The sequence below is a fragment of the Tenacibaculum sp. Bg11-29 genome (genome assembly GCF_002836595.1).
Classification (GTDB): domain Bacteria; phylum Bacteroidota; class Bacteroidia; order Flavobacteriales; family Flavobacteriaceae; genus Polaribacter.
On the sequence record NZ_PJBB01000003.1, the window covers coordinates 1,842,591 to 1,865,788 of the forward strand.

Here is a 23,198-nt window from a genome sequence, read left to right on the forward strand (position 1 = left end):
GTATATATTCGTTCTTTATTTTATTACAATTATAAAATTGTAGTAGTACGACTATAAAGAGCTGATTTTAAGTCAGCAAAGCAATTAAAATTGCATTATTGAAACAAGAAAGTTTCAAAAAATAATATTTTTAATTTAAAAATAGCATCTCTTTTGGCAACGATAAACACTACTGAAAGAATTAACTTCGCATCATCGCAATTAAGAACTGATTATCCAGATTTTCTAGATATTCAAGTAAAATCTTTCCAAGATTTTTTCCAATTGCAAACAAAAGCTGATGAGCGAGGTGAAGAAGGTTTGTATAAAACCTTCATGGATAACTTTCCGATTACAGATACACGTAATCAATTTGTATTAGAATTTTTAGACTATTTTGTCGATCCACCAAGATATAGCATTCAAGAATGTATTGAAAGAGGATTAACACATAGTGTACCTTTAAAAGCAAGATTAAAGCTTTATTGTACAGATCCTGAACATGAAGATTTTGAAACTATTGTTCAAGACGTATATTTAGGTACAATTCCTTACATGACTAATTCTGGAACATTCATTATTAATGGAGCAGAAAGAGTTGTGGTTTCTCAGTTACACCGTTCACCTGGTGTTTTCTTTGGACAATCTTTCCATGCAAACGGAACTAAGTTATACTCAGCAAGAGTAATTCCTTTTAAAGGATCTTGGATAGAATTTGCAACAGATATCAATCAAGTAATGTATGCTTATATTGATAGAAAGAAAAAATTACCAGTAACTACATTATTCAGAGCCATTGGTTTTGAAAGAGATAAAGATATTTTAGAAATCTTTGATTTAGCTGAAGAGATAAAAGTTTCTAAAGCAGGATTAAAGAAAATATTAGGGCGTAAATTAGCAGCTAGAGTTTTAAAAACTTGGCATGAAGATTTCGTAGATGAAGATACAGGAGAAGTTGTATCTATTGAACGTAACGAAATTGTTTTCGACCGTGATACAATCATAGAAAAAGAACATATTGATGAAATAATTGATGCAGGTGCAAAAACTATCTTATTACATAAGATAGATAATGACATGGCAGATTATGCAATCATTCACAATACATTACAAAAAGATCCTACGAATTCTGAAAAAGAAGCAGTAGAACATGTCTATAGACAATTACGTAATGCTGAGCCGCCAGATGAGGAGACAGCAAGAGGAATAATTGAAAAATTATTTTTCTCTGAACAACGTTATAGTTTAGGTGAAGTTGGTCGTTTTAGAATGAACACCAAGTTACAGTTAAACGAACCGATTGATCAGAAGGTATTAACTAAGAATGACATTATTACAATTATCAAATACTTAATTGAGTTAATTAACTCAAAAGCAGAAGTAGATGATATTGATCACTTATCTAACCGTCGTGTAAGAACTGTTGGTGAACAACTAGCAGGTCAGTTCGGTGTAGGTCTAGCTCGTATGGCTCGTACAATTCGTGAAAGAATGAATGTACGTGATAACGAAGTATTTACTCCAATTGATTTAATTAATGCAAAGACATTATCTTCTGTAATTAATTCTTTCTTTGGAACAAATCAGTTATCTCAATTTATGGATCAGACGAATCCATTAGCTGAGATTACACACAAGCGTCGTTTATCGGCTTTAGGACCTGGAGGTTTATCTAGAGAAAGAGCAGGATTTGAGGTTCGTGATGTTCACTATACACACTATGGACGTTTATGTCCGATTGAAACTCCGGAGGGACCGAATATTGGATTAATTTCATCTCTAGCTGTATTTGCAAAAGTGAATAATTTAGGTTTTATCGAAACACCTTATAAGAAGGTTATTGAAGGAAACATAGATTTAGATCAAGAGCATATTTATTTAAGTGCTGAAGAGGAAGAAGGAATGAAATTTGCACAATCTAATTTAGAGATTAATGCAGATGGTGATTTCGTTGGTGATAAGTTAATTTCACGAGAAGGGGGAGATTTCCCTGTCGTTACACCTACTGAAATTGATTATATGGATGTTGCTCCTAACCAGATTGCATCTATATCAGCATCGTTAATTCCTTTCTTAGAACATGATGATGCCAACCGTGCATTAATGGGATCTAACATGATGCGTCAAGCAGTTCCATTATTGCGTCCAGAATCTCCAATTGTAGGTACAGGATTAGAGCGTAGAGTTGCTAAAGATTCTCGTATTTTAATAAATGCAGAAGGAGCGGGTGTTATCGAATATGTTGATGCAAATAAAATTACAATTAAGTATGATAGATCAGATGAAGAACGCTTAGTAAGCTTCGATTCAGATGAAATTTCATATAACTTAATTAAGTTTAGAAAAACGAATCAAGGTACAAACATTAACTTAAAGCCAATTGTAAAAGTTGGAGATAGAGTTTCTGAAGGTCAAGTACTTTGTGAAGGATATGCAACACAAAAAGGAGAGTTAGCTTTAGGTAGAAACATGAAAGTAGCCTTTATGCCTTGGAAAGGGTATAATTTTGAGGATGCGATTGTAATTTCTGAAAAAGTAGTTCGTGAAGATATTTTTACTTCTATTCATATTGACGAATACTCATTAGATGTTCGTGATACGAAATTAGGAGCTGAAGAATTAACAAATGATATTCCTAATGTTTCTGAAGAGGCTACTAAAGACTTAGATGAAAACGGAATGATTCGTATTGGAGCAGAGGTAAATCCTGGAGATATCTTAATAGGTAAGATTACACCTAAGGGAGAATCTGATCCTACTCCTGAAGAGAAATTATTACGTGCTATTTTTGGTGATAAAGCAGGTGATGTAAAAGATGCATCATTAAAAGCTTCTCCATCATTAAGAGGTGTAGTAATTAATAAGAAATTATTTCAACGTGCTGTAAAAGATAAAACAAAACGTGCTCGTGATAAAGAAGCAATTGCAACTTTAGAAGCATCTTACATACATAAGTTTGAAGATTTAAAAGATGTATTAATTGAAAAATTATTCAATTTAATAACAGGAAAAACTTCTCAAGGAGTATTTAACGATTTAGGTGAAGAAGTATTGCCAAAAGGTAAAAAATTCACTCAAAAAATGTTAAACTCTGTAGGTGATTTTACACACTTGCATGGAACTTGGACTACTGATAAACTTTTAAATAGATTAGTTGTTGAATTAGTTCACAATTATAAAATTAAGGTTAACGATTTACAAGGGGCTTTACGTCGTGAGAAATTCACTATTTCTGTAGGAGATGAATTACCAGCAGGAATCTTAAAACTTGCAAAAATTTACGTTGCTAAAAAGCGTAAATTAAAAGTTGGTGATAAGATGGCAGGACGTCACGGAAATAAAGGTATTATTGCTCGTATTGTAAGAGCAGAAGATATGCCTTTCTTAGAAGACGGAACTCCAGTAGATATCGTATTAAATCCATTAGGTGTACCATCTCGTATGAATATTGGTCAGATTTATGAAACTGTTCTTGGATGGGCAGGTCAAAAATTAGATCAGAAGTATGCAACACCAATTTTTGATGGAGCAAATATAGATCAGATCAACGCATTGACAGACGAAGCAGGAATTCCACGTTACGGACATACATATTTATATGATGGAGGTACAGGAAAACGTTTCGATCAGCCAGCAACGGTAGGTATAATTTACATGATTAAGTTAGGTCACATGATTGAAGATAAAATGCACGCGCGTTCTATTGGACCTTATTCATTAATTACACAACAACCATTAGGAGGTAAAGCTCAGTTTGGAGGTCAGCGTTTTGGAGAGATGGAAGTTTGGGCACTTGAAGCATATGGTGCATCAAGTATCTTACGTGAAATCTTAACAGTGAAATCTGATGATGTATTAGGTAGAGCCAAAACTTACGAGGCAATCGTAAAAGGTGAAACTATGCCAGAACCAGGTTTACCAGAATCGTTTAACGTATTAATGCATGAACTGAAAGGTTTAGGATTAGATGTTAAATTAGAGGAATAACAAACAGTGAAATATCATTAGGTAATTTTTAATTACCTAATGATAAATCATTTTAAATATACGTCTCATCGAGACAAATTTTTAATTCGAATCCATTACTTATTATGGCAAGAAAGAACGAAAAATACACTGTTAAAAAGTTTAACAAAATTTCAATTGGTTTAGCATCACCTGAGTCTATTTTAGAGGCTTCTAGAGGTGAGGTTTTAAAACCAGAAACGATTAACTACCGTACACACAAACCAGAAAGAGATGGTTTATTTTGTGAACGTATCTTTGGTCCTATAAAGGATTATGAGTGTGCATGTGGTAAATATAAAAGAATCCGTTATAAAGGAATCATTTGTGACCGATGTGGAGTTGAAGTTACTGAGAAAAAAGTACGTAGAGACAGAGTAGGTCACATTAATTTAGTAGTACCTGTAGCACATATTTGGTATTTTAGATCATTACCTAACAAAATGGGATACCTTTTAGGTTTACCATCTAAGAAGTTAGACATGATTATTTACTACGAACGTTATGTAGTAATTCAACCAGGTGATGCTAAAACTGTTGATGGAGAACCATTACAAAAAATGGACTTCTTAACAGAAGAAGAATATTTAGATATTTTAGATACACTTCCACAAGAAAACATGTATTTAGATGATACAGACCCTGCAAAGTTTATTGCTAAAATGGGAGCTGAATGTTTAATCGATTTATTAGAAAGAATTGATTTAGATACTTTATCATTTGAATTACGTCATAAAGCAAATACTGAAACTTCTAAGCAGCGTAAAAACGAAGCATTAAAACGTTTAAATGTTGTTGAAGCTTTTAGAGATTCTCAAAAAAATAGAGATAATCGTCCTGAATGGATGATTATGAAGGCAGTTCCTGTAATACCGCCAGAATTACGTCCATTAGTGCCATTAGATGGTGGTCGTTTTGCTACTTCAGATTTAAATGATTTATATCGTCGTGTAATTATCCGTAACAATCGTTTAAAACGATTAATGGAAATTAAAGCACCTGAGGTTATTTTACGTAATGAGAAACGTATGTTACAAGAATCAGTAGATTCTTTATTTGATAACACACGTAAGTCATCTGCAGTAAAAACAGAATCTAACAGACCATTAAAATCATTATCTGATAGTTTAAAAGGTAAACAAGGTCGTTTCCGTCAAAACTTACTAGGTAAGCGTGTTGATTATTCTGCACGTTCGGTAATTGTTGTTGGACCAGAATTAAGATTATCTGAATGTGGATTGCCAAAAGAGATGGCAGCAGAATTATACAAGCCTTTCGTTATTCGTAAATTAATAGAAAGAGGTATTGTAAAAACTGTAAAATCTGCAAAGAAAATTATAGATAGAAAAGAACCTGTTGTTTGGGATATTTTAGAGAATGTAATTAAAGGACATCCAGTTTTATTAAACCGTGCACCTACATTACACCGTTTAGGTATTCAAGCATTTCAACCAAAATTAATTGAAGGAAAAGCAATTAGATTACATCCACTTGCTTGTTCTGCCTTCAATGCCGATTTTGATGGGGATCAAATGGCAGTTCACTTACCATTAGGGCCTGAAGCTATTTTAGAAGCGCAGTTATTAATGTTAGGATCTCATAATATTTTAAACCCTGCAAATGGAGCACCTATTACGGTACCATCTCAGGATATGGTATTGGGTCTTTATTATATGACAAAAGAAAGAAAATCTACTCCTGAAGTGCCTATTAAAGGTGAAGGATTAATTTTCTATTCTCCAGAAGAGGTAATTATTGCCTTAAATGAAGAGAAAGTAGACTTAAATGCAGGTATAAAAGTACGTACACACGATGTTGTAGATGGTGAAGCGGTAACTAGAATTATAGAAACTACAGTTGGTAGGGTTTTATTTAATGAAAAAGTACCTAAAGCTGCAGGATATATTAATGAGGTTTTAACTAAAAAATCATTAAGAGATATTATTGGTGGTATTTTAAAAGTTACAGATATTCCTTCAATCGGAGATTTCTTAGATGAAATTAAAAATATGGGATATAAATACGCCTTTGAAGGTGGTTTATCGTTCTCATTAGGAGATATTATTATTCCTCCAGAAAAACATACAATGATTGCTGAAGCTAATAAAGAGGTTGATGCAGTTGTAGGTAACTATAATATGGGTATGTTAACGCAAAAAGAGCGTTATAACCAGGTAATTGATATTTGGGGTAGAACCAATAATCAGTTAACTGAGCTGTCTATGAAACGTTTACGTGAAGACCAACAAGGATTTAACTCGGTATATATGATGCTTGATTCTGGAGCACGTGGATCTAAAGAGCAAATTCGTCAGTTAACAGGTATGCGTGGATTAATGGCAAAGCCTAAAAAATCGACTGCAGGTGGTGGAGAAATTATTGAAAATCCAATTCTTTCTAACTTTAAGGAAGGACTATCGATTCTTGAATACTTTATATCAACACACGGTGCTCGTAAAGGTTTAGCCGATACAGCATTAAAAACAGCCGATGCAGGTTATTTAACGCGTCGTTTAGTAGATGTATCTCAAGACGTAATAGTAAACGAAGTAGATTGTGGAACTTTAAGAGGTTTAGAAGTTACACCATTAAAGAAAAACGATGAAATCGTTGAATCTTTAAGTGATCGAATTACAGGACGTACATCACTACATAACGTTTTTGTACCAAATTCTGATGAAATTTTAGTTGCATCAGGAGAGTTAATAACTGTTAAGTTAGCTAATAAAATTCAAGCATCTGGTATTGATGCAGTAGAAGTTCGTTCAGCATTAACATGTGAATCTCAAAGAGGAATATGTGAAAAATGTTACGGGCAATCTTTATCAACTGGTAAAAAAGTTCAAAGAGGTGAAGCAGTTGGTGTAATTGCAGCACAATCTATTGGAGAGCCAGGTACACAGTTAACATTACGTACTTTCCACGTTGGTGGGGTAGCAGGTAATATTTCTGAAGAAAATAAATTAATCGCGAAATTTGACGGTAAAGTTAAAATTGAAGATTTACGTACTGTAAAAGGTAAAGATAGCGACGGAAAAGAAATTGAAATCGTTATTTCACGTACAGCGGAAATCAAAATTATTGATAAGAAAACTGATATCGTATTAAGTACAAACATTATTCCTTATGGATCTATTATCTTTAGTAAAGATATGAAAACCATCAAAAAAGGTGATGCAGTTTGTCAATGGGATCCATTTAACGGAGTTATCGTATCAGAATTTGGAGGTAAAGTTAAGTTTGACAATTTAGAACAAGGTATCAATTACTCTGTTGAAGTTGATGAGCAAACTGGTTTCCAAGAAAAAGTAATGATCGATTCTAAAAACAAGAAAATCATTGCTTCATTAATTATTGAAGATGCTGATGGTAATGCTTTACGTTCGTATAGTTTACCAGTAGGAGCTCACTTAATGGTTAGTGATGGTGATAAAGTTGAATCAGGTCATACATTAGTGAAAATTCCACGTAAATCTGGTAAAGCAGGGGATATTACAGGAGGTTTACCACGTGTAACAGAATTATTTGAAGCACGTAACCCATCTAACCCAGCAGTAATTGCTCAGATTGATGGTGTAGTATCTTTCGGTAAAATTAAAAGAGGTAATCGTGAGATTATTATTGAATCTAAAACAGGTGATATTACTAAGTACTTAGTAAAATTATCTAACCAGATTTTAGTTCAAGAAAACGATTTCATTAAGGCAGGTATGCCATTATCTGACGGAGCAACAACACCTATTGATATCTTAAATATTAAAGGGCCTTCAGCTGTACAAGAATACTTAGTAAACGAAATTCAAGAAGTATATCGTTTACAGGGTGTGAAAATTAATGACAAGCATTTCGAAGTAGTTGTACGTCAAATGATGCGTAAAGTTAGAATTATTGATTCAGGAGATACTTTATTTTTAGAGAATCAATTAATTCATAAGAATGACTTCATCAAAGACAACGACAATATCTACGGAATGAAAGTTGTTGAAGAAGCAGGAGATTCTGAGAATTTAAACCCAGGTCAAATGATTTCAGCTCGTCAATTAAGAGATGAAAATTCAATTTTACGTAGAGCAGATAAAAATCTTGTAGCAGCACGTGATGCTCAACCAGCAACAGCTGAACAGGTATTACAAGGTATTACAAGAGCATCGTTACAAACGAAATCATTTATATCAGCAGCGTCGTTCCAGGAAACTACTAAAGTATTAAACGAAGCCGCAGTAAACGGTAAAATTGATACATTAGAAGGATTAAAAGAAAATGTAATTGTAGGTAAACGTATACCAGCAGGTACAGGAATGAGATCTTACGATCATCAAATCGTAGGGCCTAGAGCAGAAATGGAGAAAAATTTATAAATTTTAATATTAAGGCCTCTAAATTTTAGAGGCCTTTTTTTATTCTTATTTTTATGGAAGAAAATAAAGACCCACAATTAAACATAGAGTTAGATCAAGATATTGCAGAAGGAACTTATAGTAATTTAGCTATAATTAATCATTCAGTATCTGAATTTATAGTTGATTTCATTAATATAATGCCAGGTGTACCAAAGGCAAAAGTAAAATCAAGAATTATTTTAACACCACAGCATGCTAAGAGACTTACAAAGGCTTTGGCTGAAAATGTTCGTAAGTTTGAACAAGCTAATGGTGAGATTAAAGATTATGAGCAAGTACCAATTCCAATGAATTTTGGAGGAACAACAGGAGAAGCTTAAAAAATAAAAAAAACGTCTAATATTAGACGTTTTTTTTATTTTAATACTATGTCTCGTCCTGAAATAGCGTTACACTAAAAACTTAGTATACTGAAAAACTCAGTAAATTGGGGGTATGTAAAGCGTACACAAAAAGATTATTCGATTTCTTTTAAACTTCAATTAGTTTCAGAAATAGAACAAGGATTTCTTACAAAGGGTCAAGCAAAAGTTAAATACGGTATTCAAGCGGGTTCAACGATTCTTAATTGGTTAAAAAAATATGGTAACTTTGATTGGGAACATGAATCTATTACTGCTATGTCAAAAACACCTGAACAAAAAATATTAGAACTTGAAGCAAAGATTAAATTGCTAGAGAAACAAAAGAACCGAGCAGAGCATTTAGCTGAACGAGCTGATAAAAAAGTTATCATCTTTGATATGCTAGTTGATTTAGCAGAAAAAGAATATAGTATTGATATCAGAAAAAATTACACACCCGAGTTATCGATTTCTACAAAGCGGAACGCAAAGAAACATTAGTTTCTTCCTGTGAATTACTCGTGCTAAATAGACAGGTATACTATCTATCTGTAAAAAGATCAAAACACAAAAGAGCTTTAGCGCGGCAGGTGCTATGTTTAGTAAATGAAGTTCGTATTAAAATGCCTAAAATAGGAACTCGTAAACTCTATTATTTATTAGAGAATGAACTAAAGGATCTAAAAATAGGGCGCGATAAATTATTTAGAATCTTAAAAGCTAATCAGATGTTGATAAAACCTAAAAGAAGTTATCATATTACTACGGATTCTCATCATCGATTTAGAAAGCATAAAAATCAAATTAAAACCTTAGAAATTAGTAGGCCAGAAGAGGTTTGGGTAAGTGATATCACTTATATAGGAAATCGAAAGAATCTAAGTTATTTAGCTTTAATAACTGACGCGTATTCTAAAAAAATTGTAGGCTATAATGTTTCTAACAGTTTAAATGTATCGGGTTCTTTAGGTGCTTTAGAAATGGCACTAAAAACTAGAAAACACAAACAAGAACCGTTAATTCATCATTCTGATAGAGGATTACAATATTGTGCTAATGATTATCAAAAGCTTTTGATAGATAATAATATATTACCAAGTATGACAGAACAATATGATCCTTATGAAAATGCAATAGCAGAAAGGATTAATGGAATACTCAAACAAGAATTTGATATTGATAAATATGATACGGTTCTAAAAATTAAAACTGATTTGGTCAAAAATGCAATTAAAATTTATAATCAAATTAGACCACATTTATCTAATCATATGTTAACACCTAATCAAATGCATGCTCAAAATCAATTAAAAAGAAAAACCTATAAAAACAAGAAAGGTAGCGATATAAAATCACTACCTTTAAATTATTAATCATGTAACGCTATTTCAGGACGTCACACTATTTATAAAATTAAATTAAAAACCAGTAGAAATGTCTTTTAAAGCTTGAGTATCAAGAATAAAAACTTCCTTACCTTTTAAGTTAATTATTTTTTTCTTTTTAAATTCTGAAAGTAATCGAATAGCACTTTCAGTAGCAGTACCAATAATGTTTGCAATATCTTCACGAGATAAATGAATATCTAAAGAACCATTTTCATTTTTAGCAAATTTACTATCAAGACTTAATAAAGTTGCTGCTAAACGTTGTTTAACAGTTTTTTGAGCCATATCAACAATAAAGTTATCTGCATTTTTAAGAGATGATGCCATGTTTTTAAGAATATCCATGGTAAATTTAGGATTATTTTCTAAATCTCTAACTATTTCATCTTTAGGAATAAAACAAATTTCCATGTCATTTACAGCAATAGCTTTTAGGTTAGACGCTTCATCGTTTATTAAACTACGCTCTCCTAATAAATCACCTTTTCGAACAAGATTTACAATCTGATCTCTACCATTATCACTCATTTTAGAAACCTTACAAATACCGTCTTTAATACAAAAAACACCATTTATATGTTCTCCTTCTTCAAATAAAACTTCTCCTTTTTTTATTGTTTTAGATGTTTTACAACCAGCTATTCTAACGAGTTCATTTTTTGTGAGCGATTTTAAAGAGTTAAATTGACGAATGATACACTGTTCACATTTGCTCATAAATATTGTACTTTGGTGGTATAAGCAAAGGTATAGAAAAGCTGATAAATATCATATTTTAATTTAAATTCTTATAAGATATTTGTAGCAGGCAAACGAGTAAATATGGAAAGCACAAAATGTTTTCATTGCGGTAACGAATGTGATACCAAAACTATTACTGTACAAGAGAAATTCTTTTGTTGTAATGGATGTAAAACGGTTTATGAAATTTTTTCAGAAAATGACTTAACCTGTTACTATGATTTTCAAAATAATCCTGGAGCTATTCCAGAAGAAATTCAAGGGAAATATGATTTCCTTGATACCAAATCTATTACTGATAAACTTTTAGAATTTAATGATGGCAATATACATGTCGTAAATTTGTATATACCTCATATACATTGTAGTTCATGCATTTGGGTATTAGAAAACTTACATAAATTACAGAAAAATATTAGTTCGTCACAGGTTGATTTTCCTAAAAAAACAGTGAGAGTTACCTATAATTCTGATATAATTTCATTAAAAGAAATTGTTTTACTATTAAGTTCTATTGGGTACGAACCATATATTAGCTTAGAAGATTATGAAGTTGGAAAAAAGAAAGTAGATAGAAGTTTAATTTACAAATTAGGAATCGCTGGTTTTTCTTTTGGTAATGTAATGTTTTTGTCATTTCCAGAATATTTTGAAGTATCAGGTTTTTGGTTAGAACAATACAAAGGAATATTTCGTTGGTTGATGTTTGTATTCTCACTTCCAGTAGTTTTTTATGCAGCACAAGATTATTTTATTTCTGCATATAAAGGGTTGCGTTCTAAAATATTAAATATTGATGTTCCGATAGCTTTAGGAATCTTTGTTTTATTTATCAGAAGTTCAACTGAAATTATTTTTGACTTAGGAACAGGTTTCTTTGATTCCTTAACAGGGTTAGTTTTCTTTTTATTATTAGGTAAGTTTTTCCAACAAAAAACCTATAACTTTTTATCTTTTGAACGCGATTATAAATCATATTTTCCAATTGCAGTTACCAGAATATCATCTGAAGGAAAAGAAGAAAATGTACAGATTTATGATGTAGAAAAAGGTAATAGGTTATTAATTAGAAATCAAGAGTTAATTCCTGTAGACGGTGTTTTAATAAAAGGAAATGCAAAAATAGATTATAGTTTTGTTACAGGAGAAGCTATTCCAGTATCAAAAAAATCAGGAGATAAATTATTTGCAGGAGGGAAACAATTATCAGGAGTTATAGAAATGGAAGTTTTAACATCTGTTTCGCAAAGCTACTTAACGCAGTTATGGAGTAATGATGTATTTAAAAAGGATAAAAATTCATCTTTTAAAACACTAACCGATCGTATAAGTCAACACTTTACATTAACCATTTTACTAATAGCATTTGTAGCAACAGCATTTTGGTTGGTTTATGATGCAAGTAAAGCATTAAATGTGTTTACAGCAGTGTTAATTATAGCATGTCCTTGCGCAATTGCATTAGCTGCCCCGTTTACTTTAGGAAACATGTTACGTATTTTAGGAAAGAAAAAAATTTATCTTAAAAATGCAACAGTTATAGAGCAATTAGCTGCAATAGATACTGTAATCTTTGATAAAACAGGAACTTTAACGACGAATAAAGAAAATCAAATTGATTATAAAGGAGAAATACTAAGTTCTGAAGATAAATCACTTTTAAAAAGTGTTTTAAGAGCATCAAATCATCCATTAAGTAGAATGTTATATGATTGTTTAACTGAAGAGATGATTACCATTTCTGATTTTAAAGAGTTTACTGGTAAAGGTATTGAAGCGAAATATAAGCAATCAAGTATTAAGATAGGATCATCATCTTTCGTTAAAAATACAGATGAACAAATTAATTTAGATACATCGGTTCACATTAGTATTAATAATGAATATAAAGGAAAGTATATTTTTAAAAATGCTTACAGAAATGGGATGGAAAGTTTATTCTCTGAATTGAATTCAAATTATGGTTTGGCTGTTGTTTCAGGAGATAATGAAGGAGAAAAAAAGTATTTGGAAGAATTGTTACCAAGTGGTACATCGTTTTTATTCAACCAAAAACCTGAAGATAAATTATCTTATGTAGAAGAATTACAAGTTAAAGGTAAAAATGTAATTATGATTGGTGATGGTTTAAATGATGCAGGAGCTTTAGCTCAAAGTAATGTTGGTATTGCCTTATCAGAAAATATAAATGTGTTTTCACCAGCTTGTGACGCTATTTTAGACGCTTCTAAATTCAATCAAATAGGAAGTTATATTAAAGCGTCAAAAAAAGCAATTAAAATAATTAAGTATAGTTTTATACTTTCTTTATGTTATAATCTTATAGGGCTTTATTTTGCAACAACAGGTCAATTAAAACCTGTAATTGCTGCAATTTTAATGCCTTTAAGTTCTATTAGTATAGTATTATTCACAACGATTGCAACAAATTTATTAGGAAAAAAAATAAAATAGATATTATGAAAGTAGCCTCATTTTTAAAAGATATAAAGTTCAGTGATAATAAACCAGTTGTATCATTATTATTAGATACTGATTTTTCTAAAGAAATACGAGTTGTATTTAAAAAAGGTCAGACAATGGAGGATCATCAAGCACCTTTTGCAATAATTGTTCAAGTAGTAAAAGGATGCATTGATTTTGGAGTGAATGAAGAAGTAAACCAATTAAATGTAGGTGATATGATTTCATTAAAACCACAAGTAGTTCATAATCTTACAGCAACAGAAGAAAGCATTGTGAGATTAACGTTATCAAAATCAGATACTGTAAAAAGAGTGAAAAACGTATAAGTTTATGCAGATAAGTAAATATATAGATCATACATTATTAAAAGCTACAGCAACAAAAGAAGAAATTATTAAACTTTGTAGCGAAGCAAAAGAATACGATTTCTACGCAGTTTGTGTAAACGGATCTTATGTTGAGTTAGCAGCACAAGAATTAAGGAATTCTGAGGTGAAAATAGCAGCTGTGATCGGTTTTCCTTTAGGAGCAATGACAACAGAAACCAAAGTTTTTGAAGCAAAGAGTTGTATTCAAAAAGGAGCATCAGAAATTGATATGGTTATCAACATTGGTAAGTTATTAGATGGTGAAAATGACTATGTAGAAAATGAAATCAGGTTGATAAAAGAAGCAATAGGGAACAATGTTTTAAAAGTGATTTTTGAGAATTGTTATTTATCTAAAGAGCAAGTAAAAACTGTTTCACAATTAGCCGTAAATGCAGGAGCAGATTTCATAAAAACATCTACTGGGTTTGGTACAAGCGGAGCAACTTTAGAAGATGTTCAGTTAATGAAAGAGGTTGTAAAAGACAAAGCTCAAATAAAAGCAGCTGGCGGAGTAAGAGATACAGCAACTGCAGAAAAATATATAGAAATGGGGGTAACTCGTTTAGGAACATCATCAGGAGTTTCTTTAGTTACTACAGGAGTTTCAGAAAAAGATAAATATTAAAAGATAACAAAAGTATTTAAGAATCGTCATTACAAAGGGCTTTTTGAAGGAAGTGATAAAAACAACGAAGTATTTCCTTTTTAAATATGAGTTTGCTAAGCTTTGCGGGGAATGACAGAATATATTTTTTTTAAAAGATGAGCATACATATAGAAGCTAAAAAGGGAGAAATAGCAGAAACAGTTTTATTACCAGGTGATCCGATGCGTGCAAAATGGATTGCTGAAACTTTTTTTAAAGATCCAGTTTGTTATAATGATGTTCGTGGTATGTTAGGTTTTACAGGAACGTACCAAGGAAAACAAATATCTGTACAAGGAACAGGAATGGGAATTCCATCTACGTTAATTTACGCACATGAGTTAATCAACGATTATGGAGTTAAAAATTTAATCAGAGTAGGTTCTGCAGGCTCGTATCAAAAGGAAGTTAAGATTCGTGATATTGTTATTGCGATGGCAGCTTCTACAAATTCAGGATTAAATACTATCCGTTTTAATGGAGCAGATTACGCGCCAACTGCAAGTTTTGAGCTATTTCAAAAAGCGTTAGAAATAGCAAAGAAAAAAAGCATTCCATTAAAAGCAGGAAACATTTTAAGTTCAGACGAATTTTATGCTGATGAGTTTGAAAGTTATAAAAAATGGGCAGAATATGGTGTGTTATGTGTTGAGATGGAAACCAATGGCTTATATACCGTAGCAGCTAAACATAAAGTAAATGCACTTTCTATTTTAACAATTTCTGATAGCTTGGTTACAGGAGAAAGAACCACCGCTGATGAAAGAGAGCATACTTTTAAAGAAATGATTGAAATTGCTTTAGAATTAGCTTAATTATTGTCCCCTCGAGCATTATTTGAAAACAAAAATATATTCTGCTGAAAATATAACGGCAGTTTGCGAGAGGTTATTAACTCAATAAGGTCTTTGTTGCGACCGACCTGATATAAATAATAAACAGATGAATTCATTAATACAAAAATATAATATTCCGGGGCCAAGATACACTAGTTATCCAACGGTTCCTTATTGGGATAATGAAACATTCTCTAAAGATAAATGGATTGAAACTTTCAAAAAAACGTTTATAGAAAGTAATTCTTCAGAAGGAATTAGCGTGTATATTCATTTACCTTTTTGTGAGAGTTTATGCACATTTTGTGCGTGTCATAAGCATATTACAAAAAGACACGAAGTAGAAGAAGATTATATAGATACTGTTTTAAAAGAATGGAATTTATATACCAATTTGGTTGATGAAACTCCAATTATAAAAGAGATTCATTTAGGAGGTGGAACACCTACTTTTTTTTCAAAAGAACAGTTAAAAAAACTAATTGATGGCTTGTTTGTAAATGCAAAAAAGCATCCGAATCACGAATTTAGTTTTGAAGGTCACCCAAATAATACTACAAAAGAACAATTACAAACTTTATTTGATGTTGGTTTTACTCGTGTAAGTTATGGTGTGCAAGATTATAATGAAAAAGTACAAGTAGCAATTCATAGAGTGCAACCTTTTGAGAATGTTGAAAAAACAACACGTTGGGCAAGAGAAATAGGATACACATCTATTAGTCACGATTTAATTTTTGGGCTTCCATTTCAAACCAAAGAAAATGTAATTCATACTATTAATAAAACGAAAGAATTACAACCAGATAGAATTTCGTTTTATAGTTATGCGCATGTTCCGTGGGTAAAAGGTGTTGGGCAAAGAGGTTTTAATGAAGATGATTTACCAAAGAATGAAGCGAAACGAGAGTTGTATGAAATAGGTAAAGAATTGTTTGCTGAAATGGGGTATGTAGAAATAGGAATGGATCATTTTGCGTTAAAATCTGACACGTTATATAAAGCAACTCAAGAAAAAACATTGCATCGAAATTTTATGGGCTATACCGCAAACAAAACCCAATTAATGATAGGCTTAGGGATGTCGTCAATATCAGACTCTTGGTATGGTTTTGCACAGAATGTAAAAACAGTAAAAGAATATCAAAAAATAGTAAACGAAGGTGAAATCCCTGTGTTTAGAGGACATATTTTATCTGATGAAGATTTAATTATAAGAAAGCATATTTTAAACATTATGTGTCATTTTTTCACTTCGTGGGATGAAACAAATTTACAGGTTCAAGATATAGAAGTACATTTAGAAAAGCTACTAGAAATGGTAGAAGATGGATTAGTTTCTATTGAAGGGAATAGCTTGTCAGTTCCTGAAAAAGCAAGGCCTTATGTGCGGAATATTTGCATGGCATTTGACAAGCGATTACATAGAAATAAACCAGAAACAAAACTATTTTCTATGACGATTTAAGTATAAATAAAATGATTAACTTTAAGTTTTTCTTAACAAAACCGTAAAACATGACATTTGTCATATTTTAATAAGGTCGTCAAAACTAAATTTGTAAAATAATTATCAGGCAAGATATGAGCGTTATTTACTTACTACTTACACTAAGCATTTTAGTGGCAATTATTTTTTTTATTGCATTTATCGTTTCGGTAAAAAATGGACAATACGATGATTCGTATACGCCATCTGTTCGTATGCTTTTTGATGACGAATTAGTAAAAGAAGAAACAAAAATCAATAACTAACAATAGATATTAAATTCAATTAGATTATGGAAATGCAACAATTTTATTACGATAACAAAATCGTAAAAAAATTCATTTACGCCACACTTCTATGGGGAATCGTAGGTTTTTCAGTAGGTTTACTGTTGGCATTAATGTTTTTATTCCCAAATATAACAGACGGAATTTCATGGTTAAGTTTTGGTCGTTTACGTCCGTTACATACTAATGCCGTAATTTTTGCTTTCGTAGGAAATGCAATTTACGCAGGAGTTTATTATTCGTTACAACGATTGCTTAAAGCACGTATGGCAAGTGATTTTTTAAGTAATTTTAATTTCTGGGGATGGCAATTAATTATTGTTGCAGCAGCAATTACACTTCCGTTAGGATATACAAGTTCTAAAGAATATGCCGAGTTAGAATGGCCTATAGATATTGCAATCGCATTAGTTTGGGTAGCTTTTGGTGTTAACATGATTTGGACAATTCTTCAAAGAAGACAGCGTCATTTATATGTAGCTATATGGTTTTATTTAGGAACTTTTGTAACTGTTGCAGTATTACATATATTTAATAGTTTAGCATTACCAGTAGGGTTTTTAAAGTCTTATTCTGTATATGCAGGTGTACAAGATGCCTTGGTGCAATGGTGGTACGGACATAATGCCGTAGCATTTTTCTTAACAACGCCGTTTTTAGGTTTAATGTATTATTTCGTTCCGAAAGCAGCAAACAGACCGGTATATTCATATCGATTATCAATTGTTCACTTTTGGTCGTTAATTTTTATATATATATGGGCAGGACCTCACCATTTATTATATACAGCATTACCAACTTGGGCACAAAATTTAGGAGTAGCATTTTCAATCATGTTATTAGCGCCTTCTTGGGGTGGAATGATAAACGGATTATTAACACTTCGTGGAGCTTGGGATAAGGTTCGTACAGATCCTGTTTTAAAATTCTTTGTAGTTGCAATTACAGGGTATGGTATGGCAACTTTTGAAGGGCCAATGTTATCTTTAAAAAACGTAAATGCAATTGCACACTTTAGTGATTGGATTATTGCGCACGTTCACGTTGGTGCTTTAGCCTGGAACGGTTTCTTTACCTTCGGAATGATTTATTGGATGGTTCCAAGAATGTTTAAAACAAAATTATATTCTACAGCATTAGCTAATTTCCATTTTTGGATAGGTACTTTAGGAATTATCATGTACACATTACCAATGTATGTTGCAGGTTTTGTACAAGCTTCTATGTGGAAACAGTTCAACCCAGACGGAACATTAGCGTATGGTAATTTCCTAGAAACAGTTAATGAGATTATACCAATGTATTGGATGCGTGCTATTGGAGGTAGTATGTTTATTGTAGGGGCATTTGTAATGCTATACAACATGATAAGAACTGTAAGATCGGGTACAGATGTTACTGATGATTTAGCAGAAGCACCAGCTTTAACAAAAGTTTCTAAGAATAGAACGAAAGGAGAAGGATGGCATACTTGGTTAGAAAGAAAACCAATAAAGTTAACTATTTACGCAACGATAGCAATTTTAATCGGTGGTGTTGTTCAAATTGTACCAACATTATTAGTGAAATCTAATATACCAACAATATCTAGTGTAAAACCATATTCACCTTTAGAATTAGAAGGACGTGATATTTATATTAGAGAAGGATGTGTAGGGTGTCACTCGCAAATGGTACGACCTTTTAGATCGGAAGTTGAGCGATATGGAGAATATTCTAAAGCAGGTGAATTTGTATATGATCATCCATTCTTATGGGGATCTAAACGTACAGGGCCAGACTTGCATAGAATTGGAAGTAAATACTCTGATAGTTGGCACCTAAATCACATGTATGACCCACAAAGTACTTCACCAGGTTCTATAATGCCAGCATACCAATGGATAGTAAGAAGTAAACTAGACAAGAGTAGTACTCAAGATAAAATGAGAGTAATGGTTTCTTTAGGGGTTCCTTATTCTGATGAAGAAATAGCAAATGCGCAAGCTAGTATGGATGCGCAAGGAGCTAAGATTCAAGAAAACTTACATCAAGATCCTGATTTTGCTAACAATTACGCTTCTGACAAGAAATATGCAGAAGATAATGGGCAAACTTTTATAGAAATGAAAGATAGAGAAATAGTCGCTTTAATCTCTTACTTACAAAGGTTAGGTACAGATATTAAGGTAAAAGATGTTCAAAAACAATTAAGTACTAAAAAATAGAACTCATGTTAAAATTCGTAAAAAATCACATGGAAAGCATTGCTGGTATAGAAATATATCCTTTGATTTCATTAACAATATTCTTTACATTTTTTATGGTATTATTTTGGTGGGTATTTACAGCCAAAAAAGAATATATAAGCAGGGTAAGTAATTTACCTTTAAATGATTAAAACAAATTATTATGAAAAAATATATTCAATCAATAGTATCTTTTCTTTTTGTTTTTTCAATGCCATTTATTTTAGCAGAGGCATTTAAGGCATATAAAGAACCTTTTAATTTTTTAGAAAACTCAGTAGTTTGGTACATTACAATTGGTTTTGGTTTAGTTGTTCTTCTAAAAGAAGTTTTATCTAATACTGTTGTAAATAAAGCAAATGAATCGATGCCAAAAAACTATACAAGAGTTCAGTCGGTTATTTCATTCTTGTTTACGTTTTTAACGCCTTTTGTATTGGCAAAGGCAATTAGTTCATATGAAAACCCTTTTAGTTTTTTAGAAATTCCAATAGTTTGGTTAGGTATTATAGCTTTTGGGTTGGTTATTTTGGCAAAAGAAGTTCTTACCGTAATAGGAGTTAAAAAAATTGAAGATGTTGCAATGGTTAAAGCAGGAATAAATCCTGAAGAAGTAGATCATTGGGCTTGGGCTAAAAAGTTAATAACAAAATGGACAGAAGCCAAAGCTGTAGAACAAGAAGAAGAAATTATCTTAGATCATAATTATGATGGTATTAAAGAATTAGATAATACGTTACCACCATGGTGGGTATATATGTTTTATGCAACCATCGTTTTTGCAGTAGTTTATTTAGTACGATTTGAGGTGTTAGATGGTTATACTCAAGAAATGGAATATGCACAATCTGTAGCGCAGGCTAAAAAAGAATTAGCCGCTTTCAGGTCAACATCTAAAGAGGCAATTATCGATGCAGAAACAGTAACTATTTTAACTTCAGAAAGCGATTTAAAGAGAGGTAAAGCTGTATATAAATTAAACTGTGCTGCATGCCATATTGGCGATGGAGGTGGTGGAATTGGACCTAATTTAACGGATAAGTATTGGCTTTTAGGAGGTGGTATTAAAAACGTATTTGCTACTATTACTAATGGAGGTAGAGATGGAAAGGGAATGGTTGCTTGGGGTAAAACGTTAAAACCAAAAGATATACAAAAAGTAGCAAGTTATATTATGGCTATGCAAGGTACTACACCAGCAAAAGCTAAACCTGCACAAGGAGATTTGTATGAAGGTGAATAAGCAATAAATAAAAGATAAATAATAATTGAGGTTTTTTAATAGTTAGAATGGAAACACCCGAGAACGAACAATTTAGAGATAGTATTGGTACCATAAATAGTGAAGGTAAGCGTGCTTGGGTGTATCCAAAAAAACCAAGCGGAAGATTTTATAAATACCGATCTTACGTTAGTTATTTTTTGCTGTTAATTTTATTAGCTGCTCCGTTTATAAAAATAAACGGGAACCAGTTTTTGTTATTTAATGTTATAAAGCGTAAGTTTAATATTTTCGGATTTCCTTTTTGGCCACAAGATTTTCATTTGTTAGTGGTATCAATGATTGTAGGTGTGGTATTTATTATTCTATTTACCGTAGTTTTTGGTCGAATTTTCTGCGGATGGATTTGTCCTCAAACCATATTTTTAGAAATGGTTTTTAGAAAAATAGAATATTGGATTGATGGTGATAGAGGAAAGCAAATTCGTTTAGAAAAGCAGCCTTGGAATGCAGAGAAGATTAAAAAGAGATTACTAAAATGGTTTATCTTTTTTGTCATATCATTTCTAATAGCAAATGTGTTTTTAGCGTATTTAATAGGTGGAGATACTGTTATTAATTATATAACAGGTAATCCATTAGATAATACAAGTACCTTAATTTCTTTATTAATTTTCACAGGAGTTTTCTATTTTATTTTCGCTTGGTTTAGAGAGCAAGTATGTATTATAGCATGCCCTTATGGTCGATTACAAGGAGTTTTATTAGATAATAAAACAATTAATGTAGCTTATGATCATGTACGTGGAGAGGGAGAAAAGGGAAGAGCTAAATTTAGTAAAAAAGAAGATAGAGCAACTACTGGAAAAGGAGATTGTATTGATTGTTTTCAATGTGTAAATGTATGCCCTACAGGAATCGATATTAGAAATGGTACACAGTTAGAGTGTGTAAACTGTACGGCTTGTATTGATGAGTGTGATCATATTATGGAAAAAGTAGGTTTTCCTAAAGGGTTAATTCGTTTTGCAAGTGAAGAAAATATTGAAAAGAAAACACCTTTTCAATTCACAGCAAGAATGAAAGGATATACTGCTGTTTTAGGAATTTTAATAGCTGTTTTAATAGGAATGTTATTTTTAAGAAATGATGTTGAAGCAACTATTTTACGATTACCAGGACAATTATATCAACATAAAGAAAACGGAGTTATAAGTAATATTTATACTTACAAAGTAATTAATAAAACAACAAAACAGATTGATGATGTTAGTTACAAGCTATTATCTCATAAAGGAAAGATAGAAACGGTAACACATCAAAACTTTGAAGTTCCAAAGCAAGGGTTAGCAGAAGGGACATTATTTATAGAGTTGCATCAATCTGAAATGAAAAAAGATAAAATAAACCTTAGAATAGGAGTTTATAGCGGAGATATATTAATAGAAACTACTAAAACTAATTTTTTAGGACCAAGAAGTTATAGATAAATAATTTGTCATTACGACGAAGTAATCTCTTAATAAATTAGCAGATTGCTTCATTTTATTCGCAATGACGTTAAAAACAATAAAAATGAAACTAAACTGGGGCACGGGTATAGTAATTGCAATTATAGGGTTTATGAGTTTTATTATGTACTTCGTTATATCAATGAGTACAGGTGAAAATTATAATCATGATTTAGTATCTGAGGAATATTATAAAAAAGAATTAGAATTTCAAGGAAACATAGATGCAACAAAAAATGCAAAAGAATTAAACGAAAATATTAAGATAAAAAAAATACCAGAAGGATTAAAAGTCTATTTTTCAACAGAGTTTAATCCTAAGGATATAACAGGAAAAGTGTTCCTATATAGACCATCTAATAAGCAATTGGATTTTGAAATTCCGATTTCAATTTCCAATACATATTTGCTCGTGCCTGAGAAACGTTTGTTAGGTGGTCGTTGGAACATTATAGTTTCTTGGGACTACAAAAATAAGGCATATTTATTTGAGAAAGAGATAAACTATTAATGTTTGTTTCTGCAATCATATTAGGTTTGTTAGGTAGTTTTCATTGCATTGGTATGTGTGGGCCTATAGCTTTTATGCTGCCTGTTGATAGAACAAATAAATTAAAACAATTATTCCAAGTTACTAGTTATCACCTAGGACGATTATTTACATATAGTTTAATAGGTTTGTTATTCGGATCCTTAGGAAAAGGGTTTTACTTTTTTGGGTTTCAACAACAACTATCAATTATAGTTGGAATATTAATGATTTTAGTAATTTTATTACCTAAAACTTTCCAGAAATACAACTTTTCAAAATCAATTAATAGATTGGTAATGAAAGTAAAATCTTCATTAGGAAAAGAACTCAAGAAAAAAAGAAACGATACTTTTTTTACCATTGGTTTTTTAAACGGGTTTCTTCCTTGCGGATTGGTATATATGGCTATTTTTGGAGCATTGGCAACTACAAATTCGCTTTCAGGTAGTTTATATATGTTTATCTTTGGTTTAGGTACTGTTCCGTTAATGACAACAGTTGTTTATCTTGGAAACTTTACAAATGGAGTAACTCGTAAAAGAATTCAACAAGCAATTCCGTACGTAGTTGTTCTTATCGGAATATTATTTATACTTCGTGGTTTAGGGTTAGGAATACCCTATGTTTCTCCATTACCAGTTAAAAACTTTGTAGATTCAATAGAAGGGTGTCATTAAAAAAAATAAGGATGATAAAAGTCATACTTTATAAGCCCTATTTTAAGTAACTTAGATTAGAAGTTAAACCAAAAAA

General features: G+C 31.5%; 18 protein-coding genes. 17 read left to right on the forward strand and 1 reads right to left on the reverse strand.

The features are described 5' to 3' along the window. The first annotated feature begins 153 nt into the window (after window positions 1-153). From rpoB to CXF68_RS08380, 5 genes are all read left to right on the forward strand, one after another. Window positions 154-3,966: a DNA-directed RNA polymerase subunit beta gene (gene rpoB / locus CXF68_RS08365; protein WP_101043924.1), complete on the forward strand. Its 3,813-nt coding sequence runs from the start codon at window positions 154-156 to the stop codon at window positions 3,964-3,966. A 104-nt stretch (window positions 3,967-4,070) separates the two neighbouring features. Next, the gene (gene rpoC / locus CXF68_RS08370; RefSeq protein WP_101043925.1) at window positions 4,071-8,342 is read left to right on the forward strand and encodes a DNA-directed RNA polymerase subunit beta'; all 4,272 of its coding nucleotides are present in this window, start codon (window positions 4,071-4,073) and stop codon (window positions 8,340-8,342) included. A 53-nt stretch (window positions 8,343-8,395) separates the two neighbouring features. Then, a complete protein-coding gene (locus CXF68_RS08375; protein ID WP_028888487.1) occupies window positions 8,396-8,704 on the forward strand; it encodes a DUF3467 domain-containing protein in 309 nt (102 codons plus the stop codon). A 300-nt stretch (window positions 8,705-9,004) separates the two neighbouring features. After that, window positions 9,005-9,229: a hypothetical protein gene (locus CXF68_RS20825; RefSeq protein ID WP_198553774.1), complete on the forward strand. Its 225-nt coding sequence runs from the start codon at window positions 9,005-9,007 to the stop codon at window positions 9,227-9,229. 20 nt (window positions 9,230-9,249) lie between these two features. Next, entirely contained in the window at window positions 9,250-10,101 is an 852-nt protein-coding gene (locus CXF68_RS08380) for an IS3 family transposase (protein ID WP_232771627.1), read from the forward strand. A gap of 45 nt (window positions 10,102-10,146) precedes the next feature. Here the strand turns inward: CXF68_RS08380 and CXF68_RS08385 are convergent, their stop codons facing one another. After that, entirely contained in the window at window positions 10,147-10,833 is a 687-nt protein-coding gene (locus CXF68_RS08385) for a Crp/Fnr family transcriptional regulator (protein ID WP_101043926.1), read from the reverse strand. 105 nt (window positions 10,834-10,938) lie between these two features. Between CXF68_RS08385 and CXF68_RS08390 the strand changes: the two genes are divergently transcribed. The 12 genes from CXF68_RS08390 (at window position 10,939) to CXF68_RS08445 (ending at window position 23,122) form a co-directional block, all read left to right on the forward strand. Further along, window positions 10,939-13,311, forward strand: a complete 2,373-nt coding sequence (locus CXF68_RS08390) for a heavy metal translocating P-type ATPase metal-binding domain-containing protein (RefSeq protein WP_101043927.1) — start codon at window positions 10,939-10,941, stop codon at window positions 13,309-13,311. Between the two features lie 5 nt (window positions 13,312-13,316). Continuing rightward, entirely contained in the window at window positions 13,317-13,649 is a 333-nt protein-coding gene (locus CXF68_RS08395; protein ID WP_101043928.1) for a cupin domain-containing protein, read from the forward strand. Window positions 13,650-13,653: 4 nt separating this feature from the next. Next, window positions 13,654-14,319: a deoxyribose-phosphate aldolase gene (gene deoC, locus CXF68_RS08400; RefSeq protein WP_101043929.1), complete on the forward strand. Its 666-nt coding sequence runs from the start codon at window positions 13,654-13,656 to the stop codon at window positions 14,317-14,319. A 137-nt stretch (window positions 14,320-14,456) separates the two neighbouring features. Further along, a complete protein-coding gene (deoD, locus tag CXF68_RS08405) occupies window positions 14,457-15,155 on the forward strand; it encodes a purine-nucleoside phosphorylase (RefSeq protein WP_101043930.1) in 699 nt (232 codons plus the stop codon). 127 nt (window positions 15,156-15,282) lie between these two features. Then, window positions 15,283-16,644 (forward strand): oxygen-independent coproporphyrinogen III oxidase, encoded by a 1,362-nt coding sequence (gene hemN, locus CXF68_RS08410; RefSeq protein ID WP_101043931.1) that lies wholly within the window; start codon window positions 15,283-15,285, stop codon window positions 16,642-16,644. 116 nt (window positions 16,645-16,760) lie between these two features. After that, the gene (ccoS, locus tag CXF68_RS08415) at window positions 16,761-16,931 is read left to right on the forward strand and encodes a cbb3-type cytochrome oxidase assembly protein CcoS (RefSeq protein WP_064965835.1); all 171 of its coding nucleotides are present in this window, start codon (window positions 16,761-16,763) and stop codon (window positions 16,929-16,931) included. A 26-nt stretch (window positions 16,932-16,957) separates the two neighbouring features. Beyond that, entirely contained in the window at window positions 16,958-19,159 is a 2,202-nt protein-coding gene (ccoN, locus tag CXF68_RS08420) for a cytochrome-c oxidase, cbb3-type subunit I (protein ID WP_101043932.1), read from the forward strand. 5 nt (window positions 19,160-19,164) lie between these two features. Beyond that, window positions 19,165-19,332, forward strand: a complete 168-nt coding sequence (locus CXF68_RS08425) for a CcoQ/FixQ family Cbb3-type cytochrome c oxidase assembly chaperone (protein WP_101043933.1) — start codon at window positions 19,165-19,167, stop codon at window positions 19,330-19,332. Window positions 19,333-19,343: 11 nt separating this feature from the next. Further along, complete coding sequence (locus tag CXF68_RS08430) at window positions 19,344-20,423, forward strand: cbb3-type cytochrome c oxidase N-terminal domain-containing protein (RefSeq protein ID WP_232771628.1); 1,080 nt, start codon at window positions 19,344-19,346, stop codon at window positions 20,421-20,423. Between the two features lie 47 nt (window positions 20,424-20,470). Continuing rightward, the gene (gene ccoG / locus CXF68_RS08435) at window positions 20,471-21,892 is read left to right on the forward strand and encodes a cytochrome c oxidase accessory protein CcoG (RefSeq protein ID WP_101043934.1); all 1,422 of its coding nucleotides are present in this window, start codon (window positions 20,471-20,473) and stop codon (window positions 21,890-21,892) included. Between the two features lie 85 nt (window positions 21,893-21,977). Continuing rightward, window positions 21,978-22,424 (forward strand): FixH family protein, encoded by a 447-nt coding sequence (locus CXF68_RS08440; protein WP_101047422.1) that lies wholly within the window; start codon window positions 21,978-21,980, stop codon window positions 22,422-22,424. Then, a complete protein-coding gene (locus CXF68_RS08445; RefSeq protein ID WP_101043935.1) occupies window positions 22,424-23,122 on the forward strand; it encodes a sulfite exporter TauE/SafE family protein in 699 nt (232 codons plus the stop codon). Before CXF68_RS08440 ends, CXF68_RS08445 begins: the two co-directional genes overlap by 1 nt. Window positions 23,123-23,198: the final 76 nt, after the last annotated feature.